Genomic DNA, 19,865 nt, shown 5'->3' with positions numbered 1-19,865 from the left:
GACGGCGCGTTTTCTGATGGTTAGTTTCACTCTCGCCGCCCGGTGACGGCGGACGTTACACGGGGTTGGCTCTGATCGGCATCAGGCTTTGACTTTCGGGTGCGCGGTCGGCCGACTTTGATGGTGAATGAAGATCGAATGGGGTGTCATGATTGGCTTTGTCGCGAAACACATTGGTCGTGCTCAGTCTTTCGCCGCTTCGCAATGTTGACTGAACGCAGAGACGATCACCACGTACCGACGCTTTGGCTCAGCCAATACTTCCATCCGCCAAAGTGTTTGCGTCGGAACGTCGCGATCTTCAAGCCGGTTCGAGCGTTAGTTGCGCGGTCGATTTGGTGAGCGCGTTACGTTTCCTGACCTGTCCTGCATTCAACCGCGGTCTCGGGGCACCCTGCGCCGCCGACCGCTGGATGTCTTCTTTCCGTGTCTGGCCGTCGGCTTCGGCACCCCCGATCCCGCCACGCTTTGTTCGACATCACAATGAAGAAACTCGATGCTTCAAGCCTTGCGACGTTGCCGGCTTGATTCGATGTGTAACAATGCGTTCAACCGAAGCGGGGTTGAGCCGTCTTGGACGCTTCGCTGACCACGTTCCCACGCCCCCGCTCGGTTAACGCGACCGTTCGCCGATGGAACATCATGACTGACATCGACTTTGCACTCTGATGCGACGCCGGACAAAACGAACGCTCTGGATCGTCGTACCCGTTTGCGTGGTTGTCGCACTCACTTGGCTCGCTTTCGCTTTTCGCCGCGGGATTGTTGCGGCATACTGCGAATGGGGCGTCACTTGCATCATTGCTTCCTACGCCGAGGAGCACGGAGGACGACCACCGTCCAAATGGAATGACTTGATTGGATACGAATACCACACGCAATATCTTCCAACGCCGCGCACAATTGATTACGCCTCATCACACGTCTCGGTGGACTTCCAGGCTTTAGCAGACTTTCACTCGGGGCGGACCAACCAACTTCCTGGCGATGTCATACATCCAACTCGTGGATTGACCGCGCACTGGATCAATCCGAAGGATACGCTTGAGCGATATTTCCGTGACGGCGAGGTGCCTCACGGATCGTTTAACCGTGAATATGCCGATACACTGAAACACTACGCCGAAACGTATCCGGTCGACTAGACTGGGGTTGCGGCGAACCATGAATTGCACGGGAGGACGGGAGCTGCGGTTTTCGGTCTGCTTGCGCGTCGTTCGCCCGTCCCCCGTGAATTCCGCCGTTATGCCACTAAAGGTGATCCATGCCTGCCAATTCAACTGAGCTGAAATGGGCTGCCTTCGAGGGCGACCTCAAAAAGACTCGCTCGCTAATTGAAGCTGGGGCTGATCCGAACTCAGCTGGAGAGTGTGGTTCTGGCTCTTTGTTGACATTTCATCCGTCTGTCATCGCTTATTTGCTCAAAAACGGTGCTAAGCCGGACACTCAGACTAACGAAAACGGTGCGTCGGTACTTGCGGGCCTTTGCTACGTCAATCAAATCGAATGCGTCAAACTGCTACTCGAACATGGTGCAAATCCAAATCTCGGTCGCACAAATACGTTAGAGACGCCACTCCACCACGCAATTTCCAACGACGCCAGCACGGAGTTGATTGCCTTGTTGATTCGGCACGGTGCAGATGTAAACGCGAAAACAAAACCCGGGCAATACAGCTACAATTTCTATGGCGATACCCCGACACGCGGCGAAACACCGCTCCATCGTGCCGCTGCCTATGCTCCGGCTGATGTTGTCGCAATGCTGATTGACGCTGGGGCCGATCGCTCGATTGCTGACACAAACGGTAATACGCCGTATCATTGGGCTGGCTGGCACAGACGATCCAAGGAACTCGTCGAACTGCTGGCCCCAAACTAATCGTGGCATAACAATGGGTTGCACACGGAGCCGCGGGTCGCGCGGTTTTTGAAATCAATGCTGTTCGCCGCGGCCCGGTGAACCCGGTCGTTACACGGGGTCGGCTCTGATCGGCATCAGGCTTTGATTTTCGTGTGCGCGGTCGGCCGGCTTCGATGGTGATTGAAGTTAGAATGCGGTGTCATGTTTGACCGTGTCGCTAAACACATTGGTCGTGCTCGGACAATAGCCGCTTTGCAATGTTGACTGAACGCAGAGACGATCACCACGTACCGACGCTTTGAATCGATTGATGCTTCAAGCTTTGACTTTGTTTGCGTCGGAACGTCGCGATCTTCAAGCCGGTTCGAGCGGTGTTTGCGCGGTCGATTCGGTGAATGTGCTACGTTGCCTGATTCGTCATGGATTCAACCGCGGTCTCGGGGCTCCCTACGCCGCCGGCCGCTGGGTGTCTTCTTTACGTGTCTGGCCGCCGGCTCCGGCAACCCCGATCCCGCCACGCTTTGGCCGACTTCGACAGGAAGAAACTCGATGCTTCAAACCGTGCGACGTTGCCGGCTTGATTCGATGTGTAACAATGCGTTCAACCGAAGCGGGGTTGAGCCGTCTTGGACGCTTCGCTGACCACGTTTCCACGCCCCCGCTCGGTTAACGCGACCGTTCTGCCATAGGTTGATACAGTGAATCGACACGCGAAACCGAGTGCCGGTCGATCCAACATGTACTCATCGTCAAAGTACACGAATTGGTCTCGATACGACCCGCAGCAATCCGAGCTTAATTCACTTAGCCGCGTGAGACCCGCATCAACCTACAGGCTAGAAGACGGTAGCGAAATCGCGTTGTTTGTCGTTCCAATTCACAGCAGATTCGTTCGCCCGTATGGCATTGATGACGTGAAACGTATTCTTGCGATCATTCCGCAGGAAATGTTGCTCGGTCTTAATCGAATCGCACTTCTTGGCGGTACGACACGTCAAGAAAAGTCTGCGTGGAACGCGAATTGGTGCTACGGCTGTTACGGATACGGTTCCGTTTCACTATTTGCGTTTCCTGAGCGTCGTCGAGTTTGGGAATCTCCGGATCTCCACAAACCTTCTGAGATTCACGCTTATCAACGGGCCGGTGTCGAGATGGCCCATGAGGGCGGAAAGTGGATCTACAGATTCACGGATGATTCGATACGCCGATTCTACCTCTGGGATGTTCTCGTCCATGAAATCGGTCATCATGTAGATCGATCTCATCCTGATCGTTCGACGAAACGGTCTGAGCGATATGCTGAATGGTTCGCTCGCACGTACGGATTTGAGGCAGAACAAAGCGATGCACGCCGAGTCGCCGACGGCGCGTTTTCAGATGGAGAGTCATCCGCGGCGACCGGGTGATCGCAACCGTTACACGGGGTCCGCTCTGATCGGCATCAGGCTTTGACTTTCGGGTGCGCGGTCGGCCGGCGTTGATGGTGAATTGAGATCGAATGCGGTGTCATGTTTGCCTGTGTCGCTGAACACATTGGCCGTGCTCGGTCTTTCGCCGATTCGCAATGTTGACTGAACGCAGAGACGATCACCACGTACCGACGCTTTGAATCGATTGATGCTTCAAGCTTTGACTTTGTTTGCGTCGGAACGTCGCGATCTTCAAGCCGGTTCAAGCGTTGTTGGCGCGGTCGATTTGGTGAATGTGCTACGTTGCTTGACTCGTCTGGAATTCCGCCGCGGTCTCGGGGCACCCTTCGCCGTCGGCCGCTGGGTGTCTTCTTTACGTGTCTGGCCGCCGGCTCCGGCAACCCCGATCCCGCCACGCTTTGGCCGACTTCGACAGGAAGAAACTCGATGCTTCAAACCGTGCGACGTTGCCGGCTTGATTCGATGTGTAACAATGCGTTCAACCGAAGCGGGGTTGAGCCGCTTTTGGACGCTTCGCTGACCACGTTTCCGCGCCCCCGCTCGGTTAACGCCGCCGTTATGTGAATGGAGAAGATTGAACGTGAATCGAGTCTTTAATTTTGCTGCATGCCTGGTCGCGATTATCTACCTAGGTGTAACAGGTTGCGATACGACATCAACATCGGTTCCGACGGTCGATTCTCCCTGGCAAGATGTTGACGATAGCGACGTGTCGTCATCCCACGTTGCCCTTGACGACGCCGGGTTCGTCTTTAATTGCTCCAATGACCACTTTGGTCACTTTCTTCGTGTCGTATGCGATACCTGCAAGTGTCGAGTATTACTTAAGCCGGACGGTTTGGCTGAGCGTGGCCTTAACATTGAAATCACTACGAGCGACGAGAACGAACTGTTTCCCAGGTTGGCCTCGTCGCTTGGCCTGCAGGCGACCAAGAACGCAGAAGATGTCTGGGTCCTCGTCGATCCGAACGATCAATCCAATTCGGAGCTTCCCATCGGTCCTGGGGAACTCTAGAGATCACATAACCATGCCGTCCACCGGAGCCGGCGAGCTGGCATTTCGGATACGATTGACTTTACTCCGCCGGCCCGGTGACGGCGGCCGTTACACGGGGGCGGCTCTGATCGGCATCAGGCTTTGGTTTTCGTGTGCGCGGTCGGCCGGCTTTGATGGTGAATCAAGATCCGATGCGGTGTCGTGTTTGACAGTGTCGCTGAACACATTGGTCGTGCTCGGACAATAGCCGCTTCGCAATGTTGACTGAATGCATAGACGATCACCACGTACCGACGCTTTGAATCGATTGACGCCTCAAGCAGCCAAAGTGTTTGCGTCGGAACGTCGCGATCTTCAAGCTGGTTCGTGCTTTTGTTGCGCGGTCGATTTGGTGAATGTTTTACGTTGCCTGACTCGTTCTGGATTCCACCGCGGTCTCGGGGCTCCCTTCGCCGCCGGCCGCTGGATGTCTTCTTTTCGTGTCTGGCCGCCGGCTTCGGAAACCCCGATCCCGCCACGCTTTGGTCGACATCACAAAGAAGAAACTCGATGCTTCAAGCCGTGCGACGTTGCCGGCTTGATTCGATGTGTAACAATGCGTTCAACCGAAGCGGGGTTGAGCCGTCTTGGACGCTTCGCTGACCACGTTCCCACGCCCCCGCTCGGTTAACGCCGCCGTTACCCGACTAAAGTTTTTGATCGCAAATGCCGCTTCAGCTATTTAATCACGCTCCTCCCTCGTACGCTCAAGATGAGATCGGCAAACGCGGCGGCTTCAACCACCGGTTCGGAGGCGACGCAATTCAATCCGGGTATCGTTTTCACGATTGCAAACCACTTCATCTCATCTATGAACTCGATCAATCAGACCCGCTTTGCCCTTCGTACCTGACTGGCCAATCGCGTTTGCCTCTATTCTATCCATTCCGCTACGAGCAAGGCTGCAGCTACGAGGTGCGAGGCCAGGATATTCGCATCGTCGGACCATCCTGGCTAACTGACAACTTTCCGCCTTGGGACGCTCCAGAAGCATTTTGCGAGTTGCCGACTCGCCTGTCTTCGATGCCTTACGATCCAAGCGATCCACAAGACGTTATGGCATTTAAGGGCGTGTTCGGTTGGGACTCGCTCGACGAAGCTGGCATCAAAGATGCACTCGCGATTGCGCGCGAAACAACCAGTATTCATCCTTCGACACACGCGCCGGAAGACTCATGGACATACGAGCAAACGATTGAGTCATGCTACGGCGCACCATTTGTTCAGGGGCCACCTGTCGCACAGTGCCAAAACCCAAACTGTACTAAGGAATGGCTGACTACTATTGCTCTGCAAACAGAGCCCGTCAAAACTGAAATGGTCTGGCCAGATCAGTTCGTGATGACGTACTGGCAAATTTGCCCCAAGTGCAAATGCATCGCTGCTGAGAACACATGCACGTGACTGAATCGGGTAACCATGGGTTGCACCGGAGGCCGCGAGCAGACGTATTTGAAATGGAGAGTCGTTCGCGCGGCCCCGCTGAACCCTACCGTTATCCGACCAAGCCACCATCACTACAAATTGAGGAGATTAGTAATGCAACCAAGAAAATCCATTGCACTCTTGATCGGGATCTCACTTGTCTTTGCCGCATTGATCGTCGCTTGCGACAGACTGACAGAGGGCACAGCATTTAACAATAACATCACGTACCTGTTGGTTGCCGCATGGCTTGTCCCGTTTTGCTTCATTCTCGCTAAGTCCCGGCCTGCTAATAATGCACCAGAATCCTGATTGCGATCCCACGCCGATTGTGCCTTGAGTCGCGGGCACGGCTTTTCAACGTTCGGTGTATGACCGCCTATTACGCCGGCTTTCTGCTTCTTACATCACCGATCATCGAAATGGTATTTTGAACGAAGGGCCATTTTGCCATGGACAATTCTCCGTCGCCGCTGAAATCTGGGTTCACAACGTCGGATAACAATCCGTTGCACCAGAGCCGCGGGCCGCGCGGGTTCTGAAATCAACGTCGTTCGCCGCGGCCCGGTGAACGTTGTCGTTCGCCGACACCAGTGGCTCGCCGATTGCAATCTCGTACTATGGACAAATCTAAGGGGACGGAGGTCTTTTCCGGCACGATTTGAAGTCAACGCGTATCTCACCGGCCCGCTGACGCGCGACGTTACCCCCTCTCGGCGGTCGGGGCATCGCGGACGTCAACCGACTGACCCCTTTTCGAACCAGGTAAACTAAAAATGAAGAAGCTAGCCGCATTCACCAGCCTGCTCACGCTACTTGCGGTGTCTGGTGTTGGATTTGTGTATGCCAACCGCAAACCACCTCAGGTGTCTGCCGCGAGTTTAATCGCTGGTGGATCTTTTGGTCGGACGTACGATGTTTCTGCTTCTTCCACGATGATCGACTCTGATGGCGACGCAACAATCATTCACAGCGGGACCAATCGACTACGTTTTGAGGAAACGCGTTTACTGATTGATGGTTACGTCGCTGCTACCTTGACACCTGAAATGCGCAAATTTTCTATTTCGTTCACCGAGGAGACGATCGCCATCGATGTGGATGGTGAGCGACTGGCCGAACGATCGCGTGCCAATCCGCGTCTTGCGGCAATGCAACACGACTAATCAGCAACACCTGCCGGGCCACGATCCCCTGCACACAATTGCACCAACCGAGCGGTTTTGAATCGGATCATCTATTGCGCGTTCTGGGTGACGCGTGCCGACCTGCCATTCACGAGTTTCTATCGAATTAAATAGACAAATCTGGCTTCGATTCGCATCTTTGCAAGAGACACTGCTTGCAAAGAACTCAAACACGGCAACACGGTTATCACCACCGTTCGTTGACGAAGGCGATCGCATGACACGTTCTCGTACCGGGCTGACGCTAACCGAGACACTTGTTTCTCTGGCGGTCGTTGTTGTTCTTGTGTCGGTTCTGGTGCCAGCTGTCCAGAGTGTTCGTGAGTCCGCACGCCGGACTACCTGCCAAAACAACCTTCGGCAAATTGCGTTGGCAGTCCAGAATCATGAGTCCGTGTACGGTGGATTACCGGACCTCTATTTCGGTAAGTTCTTAAGGAAGCCGCGAGCTGCGCGTGACGAGTTTCACTTTCATTCCTGGCGGACAGCAATTCTTCCGCAACTTGAACAGACGGCCCTCTACGAGCAGATTGACATCAGGTTGCCAGCCACGGCCGCAGCTAACCAGCCCAATCTCAACACGGCTGTATCCGATTTCGTCTGTCCGTCCACCAGCACGCCAAACGCCGTCGTCCCAGACATCATGGAATACAACAACGGTGCGATACCAATCAAGACTATTGGCACAGCTGCAAGAAGTGATTACGAGGCAATCGCGGGTGTTAACTTCAAACCTGCGATGGCGGGCAGTGGTGATTTGAGTGGCGTGAAGTTCGGACCATGGGGTGAAACAAGATACAGTTCTGATCGAACCCCCATTTCTTACAACTCTGGGCGATTCGCAGGAATGTCAGATGGCCTTTCCAACACGATTCTGATTGGCGAACGCGCGGGACGCCCGGATTGGTATCGTCGCGGGACGCCCGTCGATCTTTATCCGTATTCAGATCCGAGCACAGGAATGGACCATCATCAAGCCGCATGGGGTATCAGCACGCATTTATGGTGGCTTGTGTTTAATTGCGACCAGGCCATCAATGACGATAACTCGACTGGAATCTTCAGTTTTCACGTTTCTGGAGCAAACGTCGGAATTGCGGACGGTTCAGTTCGCTTTCTGTCGGATAAGATTGACCAGGAAATACTGAACGCACTGGTGACTAGCTCCGCGGGAGACCATGCATCGGTTCAATAAAGTCGACGGAGGCAAAACGGAGAGGACGAAGGTCGTTTCGCGTTTCAATGCCATCCTTGGCCAGCGTGGTACACAAAGAACATGGGCAAGATTCGATATTCACTACGCGACTTGTTCCTCGCGTTGACGCTGATCGCGATCTGCCTTGCTGCCGCGACATGGTTTGCACGGACTTTTGGCACAGTTGCGCTTAACAACGCGACTGCGGAGTCCGCCAACAGGGCGCTCAAGGGGTTTGCGACGATTCCCGAGGACGCAGCAAGCGTCTTTGTTCGATACACGCCTGGCGCATCGGCGACAATCAAGTTCAATCTGCCGCGGAGCGAGTTCCTTTCGTGGTGTGAAAGCAACGAATGGGCGATCGTTCCCGACCAGGATGGCAGGCGGTTTGAATTTGTGACTCCCCGTGGTAGCGGATCGTGGTATCACGACAAGGTTTGGTTTGTCCTGTTTTCTGACCGATGATCAATGGTCGCGAGTTTGTTTTGCAAGAAGGACATGAACAAACGCGGGAAGGAGGTTTTTTTCCTTCCAAACAGCAAAAACATCCGACCGAGCTTTGCCAGTAATCGCTCACGATCGCCGGTGACCGACAGCGTTAGATCCCTGGTGTTGGGAACGCGTGGATGCGTAGGGTGCCTTCCCAGATGGTTTGGAACGTCGTCGCGTCGTGCTTGATGCGTAGCAGGCCAAGGTAATAGTTCGGCGGCCAGGTGGCGGTAGTCGCGGTTTCGGGATCCAGCAGGATGTAATGCGATCCCGGTGTCCCAAGAATGTCGACTTCGTGGCTGATCTGGACCAGGTCGTTCAGCCAGCCTTGCAACTGAACCTTCTTGCCCGACAGGTCCGCACCGGTGCCGGTGATGTTGATCCGCCGGGCTCGGTCGCCGCTGTAGTCGTCGCCGGCGCGGAAGTCCATCGCGAATCCTTGCAGCGTGGTCCCCGGCGGATGGTTCTCCACAAACTCCAGCTCGGCCAGGTTGTCGCCGCCGAAAACGGTTTGAAAGGCGCCCATGATTGGTTACTCCGATGTGATGCGTTCGGTGGTCGTGACTTTGCGGCCGCAGTGACGACATTCACGGCGGCGGACGGTTCGGTTGACGTGCTGGCGGACGTACAACAACACGAAGTGATGACAGCCACAACGCGGACACGCGAACCCCTTCGGTGTCCCCGAGCGTCGCGCGTTCGACGTGCCTTCGTCGTGGTCGGTCGTTTCCGTGTCGATCGTGTCGGGTTCGTGTCGCATCATGCCGGCTTCCGCATCTCACTGAGCCGCATCCGTGACTTCCCACGCCCACGCCGACCGCCGCCGCGACCGGTCATCGAAACGCCGGGCAACTGGCACCCCAGTCGCGATGCCGCCACGCAGTTGCCCACCATGACGTCGAAGAAGTGGTTGTCGACGCCCGGAGCCGGCGGCGCCCATTCGACGCGTTCGCCATAGGGTCCCTCGGTCCGCTGTGGCGTCTCGGCTCGGCAGTGATCGGCGATCATCTGGTGACGGATCGGATCCCGGCCGGGCAGCTCCAGACATCCCGAGGATCCTCGGGCGGTCGCCAGTCGCCGGAACACGAAGACTTTCCACGTGTTGGAATCGAACACCATGTAGCGGATCTTGCGTTTGGATTTCCGCAGACTGGGCATCCGCCAATGATGTCCCACGATTTCGCCCGGCTTCTGCGGTGCGGCGTCGATCCGTTCACGGCTGGCACCGATCCCACGGCCGTGCGAGGGCAACAGGATCCGCGCGTGATCGCTGCGGGCGGCGAAGTCGTAAACCGTATCGGCTTGCTCGCCCCAGTTCGCATCGATCATGCACAGGCCGACGTGCTGGGGCGAACCGTCTTCACGCCGCCAAGCCCGCGCGATCGTGTCGTTGACCAAGTCGGTCAGCCCGCGATGGATCAACGCTTCGGTCTCGCTGGAATCGATCTCGCCGGCGTACTGCTTGGCCAGCGTTCGTTGAGCGGAGGATTTGGAAAAGTAGTCGGTGCGTTGCCGGGGCCAGGTCCCATAATCGACGACCCAACCGGTGAAGGTGGCCGTCCAGCCGACGACGCCCCAGTACAAGACGTCGCCGTGGACGTCGATCATGCCGGTCATGTGCTGGCAATCATCGGGGACCAGGCCGCGGTCATAACCGGACAGCTTGGTGATGATGACCTTGGCTTCGATGTGCCAGTCGAACGCGAAGTCGTCGCCGACCAGTTCCGGGCACCGTGGGTCTTGTTGATACTCCGCGGCGACGCGTTGTGGGCCGAGCTTGACGACCGCGTTCCAGAAGTGCTGGTTCGCACTGAGTTCCTCATCGCTCTTGCGCTGTTGCCAATAGACGACGAAGCCATCGTCCATGGCTTTGCGATGCTTGGCATAGAACTCCGTGCTGCGTTTGCTGCCACGTTCGGCGGCCAGGTCGGCGCGTAACAGTTCGCAGTACTCGTCCCACAGGTGCCGGTTCTTGGGCCACGATTTGACGTACGCGATCCGGTCGCCCTGCCACTGGGGATACAGTTCACGGTTCAGGATCTGATCGGCCATGTCGTTGGGCTCGATCACGGTGCAGGGCATCATGCCGGCGATGTTCTTGCCGGGACCGGCCAGCCCCAACACGGCACCGGTCAGGATGCCGACACGGCTTTGGTTCTGGACTTCCGACTTGGCGGATTCTTCGGTCTGCGGATCGTCGACGATGACCAGGTCGGGGCGGATCTGTTCGCCGGCGGCCGTCTTGGCTTTCAGTCCTCGGATGCGTCCGGTCAGGCCGCGACACAGGATGCGTGATCCGCTGCACTTGCTGCGTTTAACGGTCGGCAGGGTGCATCCGTAGTCGGTCCACTTCATGCGGGTGCGGACGCCGCCACAGGTTTGTCCGTTGCATCGGCTGTGGATGCCCTGAAGCGCACGGATGGGGAAGCAGACTTCGGGGAAGTCGGCCAGCAAGAGGTCGTTGGTTTCCAGTTCGGTCTTGATCGAATCGAGCATCTCTTTGGCCGCATCCTTGTCCGATCCGATCAGCACGATGAAACGTCGATAGCCGTACAGGATCGCCCAGAGACAGGCCGCCTCACAAAGCGTGGTTTTGCCGGATCCCCGCGGCATGGCCAGGGCGAACAGTTCCCCTTTCAAGACGGCCCGCTCCATCTTCTTGATGCAGCGGTGGTGGTCCGGCGACCATTCCAGGTTGAATTGGTTGACGAGGTAGGTGGTGCAGAACCGTTTCAGGCTCTTGGCACACGAGCGACGTCGGGCGGCATCGCCGCGGCGTGGCAGCCGCCCGATCTCGCGGCCTTCTTCGGATTTCTTTCGGCTTCGCTCCGCCGCGGACCTGCGATGCTCGTCATAGTCGGGAGGCACAAATTACGGGATGTCTCCTATCGAAATGTCATCGAAGTCGGCTCCGGTGCCTTGATTGGTCCAGCGGCCAGCCAGCGACCCACGCACGGCATCCTTGGCCGCGGCCGTTTTCAAGCGACGCCCGCCGGCCCCGTCGTCCTCGGTGATCGCCGCGGCTTGATCGGCGGCGGCCTGCAACGCCTGCTGAGTCGCATCGGCGTTGATCGCGGACACAAGCGTCGCGGCCGTGACGTGCTGCTCGGATGCTTGCCTTAACAGTGTGATCATCGCCAACGCATTGGCCGGAATGAAATCGTCCAGATGGTGCGTGCCGTCAGGCAGATAATCCGCCATCGCTTCATATGGCGGCAACAATCGAAACCTGTTGAGCAGCAAATGTTGAGGTTGGGCGTCGACAACTTGTGAGTAGCCTTCCACGTAGTAGGCTTCATCCACTTCGCCGCCAGCCGGGGAAAATCCTTGCACGGTGTGCTGCGGGACAAAGATGTGCCGCGTCGCTGACGGTGCCTTGGCAATCTGTGCGATCACTGCGTCGCGGAAGGTTTCCGGCGTGTTGTAGCCACCGACTGGGTTGGTACCGATCTGATGCACGAAGTGAGTGCACCCCATCGCATCCATCAAACTGTATGCATCGGCGGGAAGGTCTGACCACTGTTGAATGTTCGATCCGCCGACACCGAAGTTGACCAGGCCGACGCCGGGCAATGATGAGCGAATGCCGATGAACGACGAAAAGATAAAGGTCGTCCCTGCGTCCGACGAAAAATCGACGCTGCCACTGAGTCGGAGATTGACCGAGATTGCCGTGTCGGCAGCCAGGACGGTCGATTGCGGGATCGTGCACGTGACACGTTCCCACCCCGGCGTGGCCGCATAGCCGCTGACCGTGGTGCTCGGGGCCGTGATCGCAGTCGTCGCCCCTTGCCTCGCCTGGAAGAAAAACTCTGGCGTTTGCGGCCCGTCGGGATGTCGGTACACGTAGAAATCGACCAGCACGTCGCCGGCGGCCAATGCATCGGCAAGCCAGTCGTAGCCCAAGAGAGCTTTGATCTCGTTGGGCGTCTCGTAGGTCACCACGTTCTGATCGTTCTCTCGCGGTCGGAACGAACCGCTATAGGCGCGATTCGACAAGATGTCGACTTCGGCCGGTGTGGTTCCACCGCTGATGTCGACGTATTGCAGACACGCGACATCAAAGTCGCTCCCACCGCCGCCGCCAATCTTGGCATCAAAGCCCGCGTGATTCGGCGACGCCGGAGCCGAATCGCAGACGCCAGCGATGTCGACCGGATACTGCCAGTAGCTGCCGGGGATGTCCGCAAACAGTGAAGCGATCCCAAAGGATGACCAAGCCCGAACCTCAGTGATCCCTTGCCGGGCTTGCAAGGAATCCCCGATCATCGCGAGCACAAACGGCCCGCTGCCATTGACGATCTCGGATGCGATGCTCCGATTGCCTTCGATCAATTCGGTGGTGACTGCCATTTTCGAATGCCTCTCGCGATCGTTACGGTCTCATGTTCGAATGCCGACGCCCTCACCCCTCATCGCCGGCGGGGTGGTCGCGGCAATGCTGTTCGATCACCAGGCGGGTTTGAGCCAGTGTCTCCCGCGTTTCGTTCAGCATTTCATAGGTCTGCTGAAGCGCACGTGTGTTGCGATCCATGATCTCGCTCTGGTCCTTCACCAACCCCGCCATGAACTCCCGTTCGTCCGCTCGGGCCGATCGCAAGTAGGCCAGGAAGTGAATGACCAGGTACACCACCACTCCAAGTGATGGGACTTGGAGAAGTGCGTTCATGAAGACTTCGGAGTTCATTTCAGCCCCAGGGCAAAGCCGCAGGTGAGGCATCCCAGCAAGAATGCCAGAACAAGCACCACCAGCGGCGTCACATTGATCGAAAGCAGACGCATCACAGACCGAACAACGGGCCGGTGTCGTTCTGGTCGTCGTCGCCGCCCTCGCAGTCGTCACAGGACTGGTACTTGCGAGCGATCTCGGCCAGGTCGGCCGCTTCACGCTGCATCGTCTCGGCCTGCTTCAACACCTTCGCGGCAAACTCGGGGCAGGGTGACGGCTGGCTGTCACCGTCGCCGTCGTCATCATCGTCGTCCCCATCGTCCAGGTGATCCCAGATCGGCAACGTCGTGATGTCGGCTTCGGCGAAGAATCCTTCCTCCAGGTCGGCCGCCCGGTTCTCGTTCAGCTCGACCAAATCGGCCGGCTTGGCGAAACCGATCTCCGCACGGTTGGCGTACTGCAGCCAGATCGATCGACACGTCTGGCCGGCACCGTCGCCGCCCCAGGACCAGGTCAATAAGCCGTACAGAAGGTCGTTGGCAAAGGAATGAACACCGCTGCCGGACTGGCCGCCGATGCTGACCGGCTGCCAACGCCACACGGTGCCGTTGTGGGTGATCCGAGTCGTGCGGAGCCGTTGATAGTACGGGCCGCGGCAACGAGGGTACCCGCCGGTGTAGTGTTCGCCTTCGGGGACTTCGTTGCGCAGTTTGGTATGCGGCAGCGGAACGATCTCTTCGGCTTCCAACACCGCCCAGTCCATCATCACGCGGTTGCTGTAACCGGCCATGATGACGCGTGCGGTGATCGTCCGATCGATCTCGGGAAAGTAGCAACGCATCGTCTTGCCGATGCGGGTGCCGGCGACGTGGGCGTTGGTCAGGATCAGCGATTTGCCGTTTCGCTTTCCGACCAGGGTTCCGGATCCGCACGTGTTGCCGTTGGTCACCTTACAGATCGCTCGGCTGGACGGACCAAAGGGCTCGTCGGAAAAGCCGGTCTCTTGGGGCGCGGTGGCTGTCTGAGTCATGGTTTGAAAAAGGGGGCTGTGTGGTGATGCTTGAGCTGGGATGAAAGAACGCGGGATCGGATCAGCCGCCGAACAGAGAGATCAGCTGCAAGATGATCGGGACGATCCTTTCCAAGAACGAAGCGAAGCCGTCCCAGTCGATCGAAGCTCGCTCGATCACACCGTCGGGCGTCATGGGCAACACGCCTTCGGCCTGGCCACTGAAAGCCATCTGAGTCACACACAGGTCCTCGGCCGCATCACAGAACGCCGGAGAGAACAACGCGACGCGGATCTTCAGTGCGTCGGCAAACGTGATCTCGCCGGAGCGTGCCGCTTGCCGCGTTGCTTGGATCAACGAACGCCGAAAGCTGGACGCCGTTTCGTCGACGGTCAGATCGGGATCCGTTGACACCCGCCGGACTTCGGCGACGGGCGCATCGAAGACAACGGGCGGGGCGATGACCGGCGGGTTGGAGATCACGACCGGTGCGGACGACGTGACCACGGGCGCCGAATAGGCCGGCGTGACGGCTGTCGGGGTGGCACAGTTGGGGCCGGTGCACACCGCGGACTGTCGCGGTTGAAAGATTCGGCGAAGCAGTCCTTGAGCGGACGCGTCGACGGACGTGCAAACAGACAGGGCGACCAGCAGGCCGCAAACGAGCAGAGATCGCATGTTGGATTCCGTTGGAAGATGTTGCGAAGAACGAACAGGTTCAACGCCGGAATCCTAGGAATTCAAATCGCTCGCTGAGGGTTAAATCTCATAAGTTCCGGAGCTTCCGTTTTGTCCGCTTCTTCCAAGTTGTTCAGGAACTGAATTAACGCGGATCGTCGGATGCGACGATTGGCCGACGCGGGCATCTTCACCGCATCCAGTCCGGCATGATCGACCCATTTTCGAATCGTGGTCCGACTGACACCGGCCAGGTTGGCGGCGTCCTGAAACGTCAACAGCACGTATTGATCATCCATCGATCTTCACAAATCCCTTGGCGAAAACGGACGTTCCGGCACTTTCGGAACCTATAAGAATTCCCCTTCGATCGATTCTTACCCTCCCTACCTTTCGCGGCAAGGACCGAATGCTTCGGTTCAGATTCAAAGGAACATTGGAGAGACAAGACAATGCGAAATCTATGGATGGCGTTGGCGATCATTGCCGCATGCGCAACCTCAGTCCACGCGAACAGCAACACTGCACACGCCAAGAAATCGGAGGCGATGGATGACTCCTATTCGGCAGGCAACCGTCAACAGGAGATGATCAGCGCGGCTGATCAAAACCAAAGTCACTTGGGAGGAGTTCGGATCGGCAAAGATTATTGGGTGGATGTTCGAGGTGTGCCAGCGTCCGAGTTTTCAAGCCTGACCGATTCGGAGGGACGAAACCTTCTCAGCACGGCTAGTGCTTGGTCTTCAGACAATCATTCGTATGCCCAGAGCCTAGAGAATCTACAGTCCGATTTGGACGAGGTGGAAAACCTAATTGACCAGGGAAACAACCTGCTCAACCAGTCGCAATACTCAGCGGCGATCGTGAAATACGACAATGCCATCGCGGCTGCCGCCAGCGTCGAAGCCCAAATGGATGCAATCGGTGATGCGAATCCGAATGCACCGCCAAGCAATACGATCCTGGATCGGTTGTCATGGGTCCAAGCGGCAAACACGCAAATTGACACCGTCGCAGCCATCTATCTTGGCGAGTACTACGGCTACTGAAGTTGATTGCTGACGGGAATCGTTGGCAAGAATCGTCGCATCCGCGACAGCGATTCAATCTTTTCGTCCAGTTGCCGGACTTCTTCTTCCGCCAATCCCTTGCGGCCCATCAAAGCGAAGGCTTGTTGGGCCGCATCTTTTTGGGCGTCAATGTCTGCCTCCTTAGCAATCATCTCTAGCGCACTGCTGAATCGAGCGTCACTGAATGACGTGAAACGCTCCAACGATTTCAGCCAGTGATCCGCCTCACGTGCTTTCCGAGAAGCCAACATCCGCTGTTGCTCTAGGTCTTCAATCCGCCGATCAAGTTTGATCGCCGCGGTGTGCGATACCGCGATCAATGCAGCGACAACAAAGGCTGCAATCAGCAGCGAGCGGATCGAAAACTTCATCAGGTGGGACGCCCCTGTTTTTGCGTTCGGATGCAATGCGGTCCCATTTTATCTCCCCCGGCCGGCGACGCGAGTCGGCCAGCTTTGGGGTCGACTGGCGTCGCCGGCCGGACAGCCAACACAGCCGAAGGCGATTGCCGTTGCCGGCCGTCCGCGCAGCGGTGGTCGGTATCGGCGATCGCCGGAGGTCGGACCAAGTCCCCTGCGCGAAACAAACACTCTCTCCCCTCCCGGTATCTTCGTGTGCGGTAAGAACAAGCCCCCGGGAGGGAAGAACCTGAAACTTGGGCGTCATCCTCGGCCTAAGCCAATCCGGCGTCGGCCACCGGAGCACTGCCGAGGCAAGAAGGAAATTGAAAGACGGCCGTCCGCGTCGTAAATCGCCCCGCTCCCCATTTATTCTTCAAAGGCCCATCAAAATCAAACAGTTGCAACGTGCCGATCATATCATTGCCTCATGATTTTAATGCCTTCTGGCGATGAGGTCTGCGACACCTGCTAGCTCGAACTACAGCTGTTTTGCAGAGCCATAAAATTCGATTGTCGGCGTCGACGGTGTTTGCTTAATCGAGAACCGAACACGAACGAATCCGGGTTCACGATGACGTGCGCGACGAACCTTAGTTGCACTCCCGACATCTGAATCAACGCCGCGTCGCCGAGGCGGCCGACTCGAAGGCGGCCAAGTCGTCACGTATAGCTGGTTGGTCAATGACTTAATTCGCTGAATGTCGTACTCGCGTGGAAGAGGATCTGCCAGGCGAGAATAAGGTGTAACTACTGCTAGTGGATTGGGAGCGACCATCGAACTCCAGGCATCGTCGTTGTGGGCATTCACTGACCCATGATGCCCGACCTTTACAAGCTGACTTGTTCGTTTCGTACGGACCTTCGACGAAAGCACCGCTTGCCAGCCAAGTTGCTTACTATCCGAGTTTTCCAAATCAGCTTTTAGGAGAAGATCGAGACCTGGTGTCGAGACTTGGACCGCGACCGACAAATCGTTCGGATCGAAACGGCGAAAACACCGAGTCGTGCTATTCGTCATCAGTTTGGCAACGACATCCGTCTTGCAGCTTGTAATGGCTGCACTCGATGGGCTCAATGCTTGAACGCGGACCGACTCATCGACGCCGCCTAAGTAAAGGATCGTTCCCTCGGAAGCAAAAACACCAGGGGCAACGATTCCTCTTCCCGTCTCCGCGAAATGGTCGAGTATGTCCGCAAACTCACTAGCCGTCGAACTCGCTTCAACGAGCTTGTTGCTTTCGTTGGCTTCATAGACGAGCTGAAAAAACTGTTTTTGCTCCAACGCTGCTGACATCGCAAAAGTTGCCTGAGGACATCGACGAACAATGTCAGCCAATCCATTTACATGATCATCATGCCAATGAGTCGCCAAAATGCTTTGAATCGCTGACGACGGATTGATTTTTAGCTTTTCAAGGTAAGCAATGGCAGCAGGTGTTTTCGAGCGTGGGAAACGGCACGAGTCAATGACGAACCAGTTACCATCTCCCAGGTGCATCAAAATGCACTCACCCACGCCTGGTCCGAAAATCGCAAGCTCGAATTCATCCGCTTTAGGAGGAACAAACGAGATGCTATTGTCCGAGCAAAAGTCCACTTAGATTCTTGACCTTCCGTGTAATTTCATTTCGTTTCGCTTGGCCTAACTTGGGCATGCGGCGCAAACGAAATTCAGTGAAACGTTTAACTTGGCCCGTCTGCCGTCTCAAGTGCCCAAGGCTCCAGTAAAACACAGCCCCTTCGACCAGCAAGGGCAAGTCCCAGGTATTAAACTCACTCAGCAAGACCTCCGCGTATTCGACTGGATTCGACTCATCGGTTAAGTCGTACAAGTCGCAACACACGACATCGTGTTGACGTTCCAGTACGACGCATTCCCATTGCTGGAGCAAAACCTTACGATCGCCATCCAAGGTCACAATTCCAACGTCCTTGCTCACGGGGCGAACAGTTTTAGGAGCTGCCTCCGAATGGGGCGTGGTTGATTTTTCGGTGTCTGGCTCTGCCCCGTTTGTGGAGGCGTTCTCAGGAAGTGTTGACGACTCCAAAAACCACCAGTCACCCTTACGCAATCGCTTCGTCTCGGGCTCCGATATTGATTCACGAACATGTGAATTCGTTTCTAGTGAGCTTCTTTCAATAAGCAGGAGGTTCATGATCCTGTTCCCGCTTGCTCGATACCGTCGCATGCCAAGCTAAAGGCAGTCGACTCCGCATAGTAGCGGAATGATTTCCAATCGTCTTTGAGAGCTCTCATGACTTCGTTGTTTCGATCTGCGATAGAGATACACTGTTCCGTTTCGATATCATAATGCTGGTTGATGCTCACGACGACACCATTCTCCAATCCATTGGCAGGTGCGACACGAATCGAAATCCGATCTGCTGAGCAGTCCTTTCGCTTTCCAAGCATCGCAACACTGAGCATTCCGGGATCCTCAAGTATACTCTGCCACTGGTCCTTCGGTGCCAGACGATCCCCAACCGAATTCCAAGCATCTCGACTCGGAAGCTGGAATCGGCTCTCCAAGTTAAACCCTATTGCCGAGAGCGGCGTGTGCTCAAGAAGCGAAAACGACCCAATGGCCAAGTCTCGCAATTGAGGTACTTGAGCTGCATCTTTGGTCGTCAATCCGAAACGATGCTGTTCGATTTGGAAGTGGATTCCGTGCCAGTTGAACATCGACACTTCGGAACTACTCAAGACATCGTCAGCCTCGTCGATCTCTTGCTCGGCGATCAGTTGATTCTGCGCATACCACAGTGGATGAAAGATCTTCGGGTTGAAATTTCCGAGGATCACCACTGAAAAGACTTGTTGCTCTGGTTCTCGTTGCACCGCTGGCATTAATTATGCTTCCTTGACGTCTCATTTTGGTCTCCGCTTCCGAATCGTCAATCGGGCGAGAACTTTAGCAGATACGAGGTTTTATCGGCTTTTCGCAAGGTGAACGTCATGAATCCAGAAGTGTTTGCGTCATTTCGCACCCCGGATTCGCCAAATGGTGTCGCCGCCGTAGGCGAATGTGCCGAGGCGAATGGCACCGGTGATGGCGAATTCAACGGCTTGTTGGACGGAGGTTGTGACGCGGGCGAGACCAAAGTAGATCGGCGAAAAACAGGGAATTGGTGGTCATTTTGACGCGGATCCGGTAAAGGCGAGGTCAACCTGGAAGTGCTCCGGTGGCCGACACCGGCGAAATGAATTGGAGTCTCGATCGAAGATTGGCGAGCGACTACAGGCGGTCCGCGGGCTTTTCGCCAACCAACACCTCATGCGCCGGGACCAGTTCAATCGTCTGGATCGATGCCAAGCGGAATTGGCGGACCCCCTCCCTTTGGAGGCAGAGGGCACGGACAGTTGTGGGTGTGGCCATGCGTATGGTACTGACAATGCGATCAGTCACCTTG

21 protein-coding genes are annotated in these 19,865 nt (G+C 56.4%); 9 read left to right on the top strand and 12 right to left on the bottom strand.

The window, feature by feature from the left end:
- Positions 1-668: 668 nt before the first annotated feature.
- The 8 genes from Mal65_RS25945 to Mal65_RS25910 all read left to right on the top strand — a co-directional run bounded on the left by Mal65_RS25945 (position 669) and on the right by Mal65_RS25910 (position 8,602).
- A complete protein-coding gene (locus tag Mal65_RS25945) occupies positions 669-1,145 on the top strand; it encodes a hypothetical protein (RefSeq protein ID WP_145292908.1) in 477 nt (158 codons plus the stop codon).
- Between the two features lie 119 nt (positions 1,146-1,264).
- Positions 1,265-1,882: an ankyrin repeat domain-containing protein gene (locus tag Mal65_RS25940; protein WP_145292906.1), complete on the top strand. Its 618-nt coding sequence runs from the start codon at positions 1,265-1,267 to the stop codon at positions 1,880-1,882.
- An 896-nt stretch (positions 1,883-2,778) separates the two neighbouring features.
- A complete protein-coding gene (locus tag Mal65_RS25935; RefSeq protein WP_145304386.1) occupies positions 2,779-3,270 on the top strand; it encodes a metallopeptidase family protein in 492 nt (163 codons plus the stop codon).
- A gap of 604 nt (positions 3,271-3,874) precedes the next feature.
- Positions 3,875-4,309, top strand: coding sequence for a hypothetical protein (locus Mal65_RS25930; protein ID WP_145304384.1), 435 nt, complete (start codon positions 3,875-3,877; stop codon positions 4,307-4,309).
- Between the two features lie 687 nt (positions 4,310-4,996).
- Positions 4,997-5,734: a hypothetical protein gene (locus Mal65_RS25925; RefSeq protein WP_145304383.1), complete on the top strand. Its 738-nt coding sequence runs from the start codon at positions 4,997-4,999 to the stop codon at positions 5,732-5,734.
- Positions 5,735-6,531: 797 nt separating this feature from the next.
- Positions 6,532-6,921: a hypothetical protein gene (locus tag Mal65_RS25920; RefSeq protein WP_145304381.1), complete on the top strand. Its 390-nt coding sequence runs from the start codon at positions 6,532-6,534 to the stop codon at positions 6,919-6,921.
- A gap of 238 nt (positions 6,922-7,159) precedes the next feature.
- Positions 7,160-8,137, top strand: coding sequence for a DUF1559 domain-containing protein (locus Mal65_RS25915; protein WP_145304379.1), 978 nt, complete (start codon positions 7,160-7,162; stop codon positions 8,135-8,137).
- A 123-nt stretch (positions 8,138-8,260) separates the two neighbouring features.
- On the top strand, positions 8,261-8,602 hold the full coding sequence (locus Mal65_RS25910; protein ID WP_145304377.1) for a hypothetical protein: 342 nt from the start codon (positions 8,261-8,263) through the stop codon (positions 8,600-8,602).
- A 133-nt stretch (positions 8,603-8,735) separates the two neighbouring features.
- On the opposite strand, the gene Mal65_RS25905 is transcribed toward Mal65_RS25910, so the two are convergent.
- The 8 genes from Mal65_RS25905 to Mal65_RS25870 all read right to left on the bottom strand — a co-directional run bounded on the left by Mal65_RS25905 (position 8,736) and on the right by Mal65_RS25870 (position 15,282).
- On the bottom strand, positions 8,736-9,152 hold the full coding sequence (locus Mal65_RS25905) for a hypothetical protein (protein WP_145304375.1): 417 nt from the start codon (positions 9,150-9,152) through the stop codon (positions 8,736-8,738).
- Between the two features lie 6 nt (positions 9,153-9,158).
- Positions 9,159-9,389, bottom strand: a complete 231-nt coding sequence (locus tag Mal65_RS25900) for a hypothetical protein (RefSeq protein WP_145304374.1) — start codon at positions 9,387-9,389, stop codon at positions 9,159-9,161.
- Entirely contained in the window at positions 9,386-11,494 is a 2,109-nt protein-coding gene (locus Mal65_RS25895) for a terminase gpA endonuclease subunit (protein WP_145304372.1), read from the bottom strand. The genes Mal65_RS25900 and Mal65_RS25895 overlap by 4 nt, the downstream gene beginning before the upstream one ends.
- Before the next feature lie 3 nt (positions 11,495-11,497).
- Positions 11,498-12,979, bottom strand: coding sequence for a hypothetical protein (locus Mal65_RS25890; RefSeq protein WP_145304370.1), 1,482 nt, complete (start codon positions 12,977-12,979; stop codon positions 11,498-11,500).
- A gap of 52 nt (positions 12,980-13,031) precedes the next feature.
- Positions 13,032-13,295 carry a hypothetical protein gene (locus tag Mal65_RS25885; protein ID WP_145304368.1) on the bottom strand — a complete coding sequence of 88 codons (264 nt, stop codon included), beginning with the start codon at positions 13,293-13,295 and terminating at the stop codon, positions 13,032-13,034.
- Positions 13,296-13,407: 112 nt separating this feature from the next.
- Positions 13,408-14,325: a trypsin-like serine peptidase gene (locus Mal65_RS25880; RefSeq protein ID WP_145304366.1), complete on the bottom strand. Its 918-nt coding sequence runs from the start codon at positions 14,323-14,325 to the stop codon at positions 13,408-13,410.
- A 61-nt stretch (positions 14,326-14,386) separates the two neighbouring features.
- Positions 14,387-14,983 carry a hypothetical protein gene (locus Mal65_RS25875; RefSeq protein WP_145304364.1) on the bottom strand — a complete coding sequence of 199 codons (597 nt, stop codon included), beginning with the start codon at positions 14,981-14,983 and terminating at the stop codon, positions 14,387-14,389.
- 62 nt (positions 14,984-15,045) lie between these two features.
- Positions 15,046-15,282, bottom strand: coding sequence for a helix-turn-helix domain-containing protein (locus tag Mal65_RS25870; protein WP_145304362.1), 237 nt, complete (start codon positions 15,280-15,282; stop codon positions 15,046-15,048).
- A gap of 153 nt (positions 15,283-15,435) precedes the next feature.
- Here Mal65_RS25870 and Mal65_RS25865 point away from each other — a divergent pair, with 153 nt between their 5' ends.
- Positions 15,436-16,032 (top strand): hypothetical protein, encoded by a 597-nt coding sequence (locus Mal65_RS25865; protein ID WP_145304360.1) that lies wholly within the window; start codon positions 15,436-15,438, stop codon positions 16,030-16,032.
- On the opposite strand, the gene Mal65_RS25860 is transcribed toward Mal65_RS25865, so the two are convergent.
- The 4 genes from Mal65_RS25860 to Mal65_RS25845 all read right to left on the bottom strand — a co-directional run bounded on the left by Mal65_RS25860 (position 16,026) and on the right by Mal65_RS25845 (position 19,302).
- Positions 16,026-16,424: a hypothetical protein gene (locus Mal65_RS25860; RefSeq protein ID WP_145304358.1), complete on the bottom strand. Its 399-nt coding sequence runs from the start codon at positions 16,422-16,424 to the stop codon at positions 16,026-16,028. The two genes, Mal65_RS25865 and Mal65_RS25860, sit on opposite strands and share 7 nt — an antisense overlap.
- Before the next feature lie 508 nt (positions 16,425-16,932).
- Entirely contained in the window at positions 16,933-18,051 is a 1,119-nt protein-coding gene (locus tag Mal65_RS25855; protein WP_145304356.1) for an MBL fold metallo-hydrolase, read from the bottom strand.
- On the bottom strand, positions 18,029-18,610 hold the full coding sequence (locus Mal65_RS25850) for a hypothetical protein (RefSeq protein WP_145304354.1): 582 nt from the start codon (positions 18,608-18,610) through the stop codon (positions 18,029-18,031). The genes Mal65_RS25855 and Mal65_RS25850 overlap by 23 nt, the downstream gene beginning before the upstream one ends.
- Positions 18,607-19,302 carry a hypothetical protein gene (locus Mal65_RS25845; protein ID WP_145304352.1) on the bottom strand — a complete coding sequence of 232 codons (696 nt, stop codon included), beginning with the start codon at positions 19,300-19,302 and terminating at the stop codon, positions 18,607-18,609. Before Mal65_RS25845 ends, Mal65_RS25850 begins: the two co-directional genes overlap by 4 nt.
- Positions 19,303-19,865 lie beyond the last annotated feature (563 nt).

Origin of the sequence: Crateriforma conspicua (assembly GCF_007752935.1) — a bacterium.
Lineage (GTDB): Bacteria > Planctomycetota > Planctomycetia > Pirellulales > Pirellulaceae > Crateriforma > Crateriforma conspicua.
This window is presented reverse-complemented; position numbering and strand designations above follow the sequence as displayed.

Bases quoted from the DNA above. Each gene is read 5' to 3' on its own strand.
- Mal65_RS25945 (WP_145292908.1), top strand. From the start codon at position 669: ATGCGACGCCGGACAAAACGAACGCTCTGGATCGTCGTACCCGTTTGC.
- Mal65_RS25940 (WP_145292906.1), top strand. From the start codon at position 1,265: ATGCCTGCCAATTCAACTGAGCTGAAATGGGCTGCCTTCGAGGGCGAC.
- Mal65_RS25925 (WP_145304383.1), top strand. From the start codon at position 4,997: ATGCCGCTTCAGCTATTTAATCACGCTCCTCCCTCGTACGCTCAAGAT.
- Mal65_RS25920 (WP_145304381.1), top strand. From the start codon at position 6,532: ATGAAGAAGCTAGCCGCATTCACCAGCCTGCTCACGCTACTTGCGGTG.
- Mal65_RS25915 (WP_145304379.1), top strand. From the start codon at position 7,160: ATGACACGTTCTCGTACCGGGCTGACGCTAACCGAGACACTTGTTTCT.
- Mal65_RS25905 (WP_145304375.1), bottom strand. From the start codon at position 9,152: ATGGGCGCCTTTCAAACCGTTTTCGGCGGCGACAACCTGGCCGAGCTG.
- Mal65_RS25900 (WP_145304374.1), bottom strand. From the start codon at position 9,389: ATGATGCGACACGAACCCGACACGATCGACACGGAAACGACCGACCAC.
- Mal65_RS25890 (WP_145304370.1), bottom strand. From the start codon at position 12,979: ATGGCAGTCACCACCGAATTGATCGAAGGCAATCGGAGCATCGCATCC.
- Mal65_RS25885 (WP_145304368.1), bottom strand. From the start codon at position 13,295: ATGAACGCACTTCTCCAAGTCCCATCACTTGGAGTGGTGGTGTACCTG.
- Mal65_RS25880 (WP_145304366.1), bottom strand. From the start codon at position 14,325: ATGACTCAGACAGCCACCGCGCCCCAAGAGACCGGCTTTTCCGACGAG.
- Mal65_RS25875 (WP_145304364.1), bottom strand. From the start codon at position 14,983: ATGCGATCTCTGCTCGTTTGCGGCCTGCTGGTCGCCCTGTCTGTTTGC.
- Mal65_RS25870 (WP_145304362.1), bottom strand. From the start codon at position 15,282: ATGGATGATCAATACGTGCTGTTGACGTTTCAGGACGCCGCCAACCTG.
- Mal65_RS25865 (WP_145304360.1), top strand. From the start codon at position 15,436: ATGCGAAATCTATGGATGGCGTTGGCGATCATTGCCGCATGCGCAACC.
- Mal65_RS25860 (WP_145304358.1), bottom strand. From the start codon at position 16,424: ATGAAGTTTTCGATCCGCTCGCTGCTGATTGCAGCCTTTGTTGTCGCT.
- Mal65_RS25850 (WP_145304354.1), bottom strand. From the start codon at position 18,610: ATGAACCTCCTGCTTATTGAAAGAAGCTCACTAGAAACGAATTCACAT.
- Mal65_RS25845 (WP_145304352.1), bottom strand. From the start codon at position 19,302: ATGCCAGCGGTGCAACGAGAACCAGAGCAACAAGTCTTTTCAGTGGTG.